Origin of the sequence: Klebsiella sp. YJ (genome assembly GCF_002108615.1) — a bacterium.
In the GTDB taxonomy this organism is placed as follows: Bacteria; Pseudomonadota; Gammaproteobacteria; order Enterobacterales; family Enterobacteriaceae; genus Klebsiella; species Klebsiella planticola.
Genome location: NZ_MTEG01000075.1, coordinates 1 through 4,522 on the forward strand (window position 1 = coordinate 1; position 4,522 = coordinate 4,522).

At 49.1% G+C, this 4,522-nt stretch carries 4 protein-coding genes and 4 tRNA genes; 7 read left to right on the plus strand and 1 reads right to left on the minus strand.

Annotation, left to right across the window (positions count from 1 at the left end; all coding sequences use genetic code 11):
- The first annotated feature begins 209 nt into the window (after window positions 1-209).
- Together murB and birA are read left to right on the plus strand one after the other, a co-directional pair.
- Complete coding sequence (gene murB / locus BV390_RS30005; protein ID WP_049266758.1) at window positions 210-1,238, plus strand: UDP-N-acetylmuramate dehydrogenase; 1,029 nt, start codon at window positions 210-212, stop codon at window positions 1,236-1,238.
- Window positions 1,235-2,197 carry a bifunctional biotin--[acetyl-CoA-carboxylase] ligase/biotin operon repressor BirA gene (gene birA, locus BV390_RS30010; RefSeq protein ID WP_032690006.1) on the plus strand — a complete coding sequence of 321 codons (963 nt, stop codon included), beginning with the start codon at window positions 1,235-1,237 and terminating at the stop codon, window positions 2,195-2,197. The genes murB and birA overlap by 4 nt, the downstream gene beginning before the upstream one ends.
- A gap of 47 nt (window positions 2,198-2,244) precedes the next feature.
- Here the strand turns inward: birA and coaA are convergent, their stop codons facing one another.
- Window positions 2,245-3,195 carry a type I pantothenate kinase gene (coaA, locus tag BV390_RS30015; protein WP_139156022.1) on the minus strand — a complete coding sequence of 317 codons (951 nt, stop codon included), beginning with the start codon at window positions 3,193-3,195 and terminating at the stop codon, window positions 2,245-2,247.
- Between the two features lie 524 nt (window positions 3,196-3,719).
- On the opposite strand from coaA, the gene BV390_RS30020 reads away from it, so the two are divergent.
- The 5 genes from BV390_RS30020 to BV390_RS30040 all read left to right on the plus strand — a co-directional run.
- Window positions 3,720-3,795: transfer RNA gene (locus BV390_RS30020), tRNA-Thr, on the plus strand.
- 10 nt (window positions 3,796-3,805) lie between these two features.
- Window positions 3,806-3,890: transfer RNA gene (locus tag BV390_RS30025), tRNA-Tyr, on the plus strand.
- A 119-nt stretch (window positions 3,891-4,009) separates the two neighbouring features.
- A tRNA-Gly gene (locus tag BV390_RS30030) sits at window positions 4,010-4,084 on the plus strand.
- Between the two features lie 5 nt (window positions 4,085-4,089).
- Window positions 4,090-4,165 (plus strand) — tRNA-Thr (locus BV390_RS30035).
- Window positions 4,166-4,280: 115 nt separating this feature from the next.
- Window positions 4,281-4,522, plus strand: a 242-nt coding sequence (locus BV390_RS30040; RefSeq protein ID WP_040171081.1) for a GTP-binding protein, incomplete at its 3' end; no start/stop codon positions are given.

A 4,522-nucleotide genomic window follows, 5' to 3' on the forward strand; every position in this document is an offset into this window, starting at 1 on the left:
AGCGCCGATGGTAGTGTGGGGTCTCCCCATGTGAGAGTAGGGAACTGCCAGGCATCAAATCAGTAAGAAGCCCATCCTGACGGATGGGCTTTTTGCGTTTTTGTCCATGAAAAACAGAAGCATCCTGAATACCCGCCTGGCCGCAATCAAGCAAGCCTTCCCCCAGCAGATACGGTAAACTAGTGCAGATTTTGCATCAGGAAGCCACTATGAATCACTCCCTCAAACCCTGGAATACCTTTGGCATTGACCGTATGGCCAAAGCGATTGTACGTGCTGAAAATGAACAGCAGCTATTGTCCGCATGGCAACAGGCCACTGCAGAGGATCAGCCCGTTTTGATCCTTGGTGAAGGGAGCAATGTACTCTTCCTGAAGGATTATGCCGGTACGGTGATAATCAACCGCATTATGGGAATTGAGGTCACGGAAACGCCTGATGCCTGGCATCTACACGTTGGGGCCGGAGAAAACTGGCATCAACTGGTGCAGTTTACGCTGGATAATGGCATGCCGGGTCTGGAAAACCTTGCATTGATTCCTGGTTGTGCAGGCTCTTCCCCGATTCAGAATATTGGTGCATATGGCGTCGAGCTACAGCGCGTTTGCCAGTATGTTGATTGCATCGAGCTGGCAACTGGCCATAAGCAGCGTCTTTCTGCGAGTGAATGCCGTTTTGGCTATCGTGACAGTATTTTCAAACACGAATATCAGGATCGCTTTGCCATCGTTGCGGTAGGCCTCCGCCTGACAAAGCGCTGGGATCCGATATTAACCTACGGTGACCTGACCCGTCTTGACCGAAACACCGTCACTCCACGTCAGGTATTTGACGCCGTTTGTCATATGCGAATGACTAAGCTTCCTGACCCAAAAGTGAGTGGTAATGCCGGCAGTTTCTTTAAAAACCCGGTAATTGACGCCGGGAAAGGGCAGGAGCTACTGGCCATGTTCCCGAATGCTCCGCACTACCCGCAGGTAGATGGTCGTATAAAACTGGCCGCAGGCTGGCTAATCGATCAATGTCAGCTGAAAGGGAAAACCATCGGCGGGGCCGCGGTACACCGTCAGCAGGCTTTAGTATTAATCAATGATAATCAGGCAACCAGCGACGATGTGATTAAGCTGGCGCATTATGTCCGTCAGCAGGTAGGCGAGAAGTTCAATGTCTGGCTCCAGCCGGAAGTCCGCTTTATTGGCGCAACCGGTGAAGTGAATGCCGAGGAGGCTATTGCATGAGAGATAATACAATCCCCCTGACATTGATATCAATTTTAGCGGATGGCGAATTTCATTCCGGAGAGCAACTGGGCGATCGTCTGGGAATGAGTCGTGCGGCAATCAATAAGCATATTCAGACTCTCCGCGACTGGGGGGTTGATGTGTTCACCGTTCCGGGAAAAGGTTACAGCCTGCCAGAACCGATCCAGCTATTAGATGAAAAGCGAATCGCTGCACAGATCGAACATGGACGGGTAACCGTACTTCCCGTTATTGACTCGACCAACCAGTATTTGCTGGATCGTCTTAATGAGTTGCAATCCGGCGATGCCTGCGTTGCAGAATATCAGCAGGCCGGCCGCGGTCGTCGAGGGCGCAAGTGGTTTTCTCCCTTTGGCGCAAACCTCTATCTCTCGATGTACTGGCGGCTGGAGCAAGGGCCTGCTGCCGCAGTGGGATTGAGTCTGGTCATCGGGATTGTTATTGCAGAAGTGCTCCAGAGCCTGGGGGCTGATAAGGTTCGCGTGAAGTGGCCAAATGACCTCTATCTTCAGGATCGTAAACTGTCAGGTATTTTGGTTGAGCTGACGGGAAAAACCGGCGATGCGGCACAGATAGTCAGCGGGGCGGGGATCAACCTGGCTATGCGTCATGTAGAGTCAGATGTCGTCAACCAGGGATGGATTAGCTTGCAGGAAGCTGGCGTATCTATCGATCGTAATACGTTGGCCGCGCGCCTGATTAAAGAGCTTCGCGCTGGCCTGCAGCTCTTTGAACAGGATGGCCTGGCACCTTATCTGGCGCGTTGGGAGAAATTAGATAACTTCCTCAACCGCCCGGTGAAGCTTATTATTGGCGATAAAGAAATATTTGGTATTTCTCGCGGTATCGATACTCAGGGCGCGTTATTGCTTGAGCAGGATGGTGTGATAAAACCCTGGGTTGGTGGTGAGATATCGTTACGAAGTGCAGAATAAACTGAGTAAAAAGGGAGCCCTGGCTCCCTTTTTATTTTCTGTAATCGTTATTTACGTAACCGAACCTGATCAACCGAGTGATTGGCGCTTTTCGTCATGATCAGACTAGCTCGCTCACGAGTTGGTAATATATTTTCTTTTAAATTCAGTAGGTTGATCTCATTCCATAATGAGGTGGCAATATTCACCGCTTCGCCTCTGGAAAGCTTGGCATAATTATGGAAATAAGAGTCCGGGTCGGTAAAGGCCCCTTCACGGAATTTTAAGAAACGGTTGATATACCATGTTTTTAGTAATTCTTCTGGCGCATCAACATATATCGAAAAATCAACGAAGTCAGATACAAATACGTGGTGCGGATCATGAGGATAATCCATCCCGCTTTGTAAAACATTTAATCCTTCCAGAATCAAAATGTCCGGCTGCGCTACGGTTTTATCTCCATCGGGAATCACATCATAAATCAGATGCGAATAAACCGGAGCGGTAGCATTAGGTATGCCGGATTTGAGGTCGGAGACGAACTTGACCAGACGATGCATATCATAGGATTGCGGGAAGCCTTTCTTCTTCATCAGCCCGCGTTCTTTCAATACGGCGTTAGGATGCAGGAAGCCATCGGTCGTTATCAATTCAACATGACGATGTTCCGGCCAGCGGCTGAGCAGCGCCTGTAATACGCGCGCGGTTGTACTTTTCCCTACCGCGACGCTGCCGGCAATACTGATGATATAGGGAATGCGTTGGCCGTTAGTGCCGAGGAATTGTTCCAGCACGGCCTGACGCCGCAGGTTAGAACTGATATAGAAATTAAGCAAACGCGACAGCGGCAAATAGATCTCGGCAACTTCTTCAAGAGAAAGATCTTCGTTGATGCCTTTTAACCGCGTGATTTCTTCCTCTGTCAGCGTCATCGGAACGGAATCACGAAGTGCAGCCCATTGGTTGCGGTTAAATTGTAGATACGGTGTCATTAACGTCTGCTCTTTTTTGCTCATAAGCATGTTCTTAGCATCGCCGAATCAAATGCAGCGAGGGATGCTTCACACAAGTTAATCAGGACAATGGGCAGGAGGGTAACACCAGATTGCGAGGAATAATAAGAAAAAATCTCATCGGATAGCGCTTTCTAATGCAGACATCACAAGAGCGGGGTTCGCAGGTAATTATTAATCAGGTGAATAGAGCGCTCAGGTTAGGTGAGCAATAAATGCCGCGGAAGGGAGTCGTCAGTGGTGCTCTCAGGTGAAGCTGGAATACCTGCTCTGCGGGCTAAAAGATCGATTATCGTATGCAGAGGTGCTCAGGAAATCGCCCGGAAGGTCAAAAATGCCGGTCTTTAACAAAATATCCCAGGTCAGCGTACGATTTACGCTTAGGTAAATGCCGTTTTTTTGTGCTCCGTTGTTTGAAATTGCAACGATTTTCCTTGTTTGAGCACAAAATATGAGCAATGGAACATTTTATGCAATTTTTTAGTTGCATGAACTCGCAGGTCTCCCTAAAATGCGCGCTACTTGATGCCGACTTAGCTCAGTAGGTAGAGCAACTGACTTGTAATCAGTAGGTCACCAGTTCGATTCCGGTAGTCGGCACCATCAAGTGCCTGGTGGGGTTCCCGAGCGGCCAAAGGGAGCAGACTGTAAATCTGCCGTCATCGACTTCGAAGGTTCGAATCCTTCCCCCACCACCATCTTTCGGCAACGCTTTGCGAAGCCAGAGTTGCTTGGTTAAACTAATCAACTCAAACAGAAAAAGAGATAAGTCTCTTTTTTTTGTTATAGAAAGAACTGGGTAGCCGAGTTTCAGGATGCGGGCATCGTATAATGGCTATTACCTCAGCCTTCCAAGCTGATGATGCGGGTTCGATTCCCGCTGCCCGCTCCAGACGTGCTGATATGGCTCAGTTGGTAGAGCGCACCCTTGGTAAGGGTGAGGTCCCCAGTTCGACTCTGGGTATCAGCACCACTTCTTTATCTCTCCTTCCCTGTTTCTCTCTGTTTATTGCATTCAACAAGTCGGGCATGTTGCCCGGTTGATGTGGTGATATCACCGATTTATCCGTGTCTTAGAGGGACAATCGATGTCTAAAGAAAAGTTTGAACGTACAAAACCGCACGTTAACGTCGGTACTATCGGCCACGTTGACCATGGTAAAACAACGCTGACTGCTGCAATCACTACCGTTCTGGCTAAAACCTACGGTGGTTCTGCTCGCGCATTCGACCAGATCGATAACGCACCGGAAGAAAAAGCTCGTGGTATCACCATCAACACTTCTCACGTTGAATATGACACCCCGACTCGCCACTACGCACACGTAGA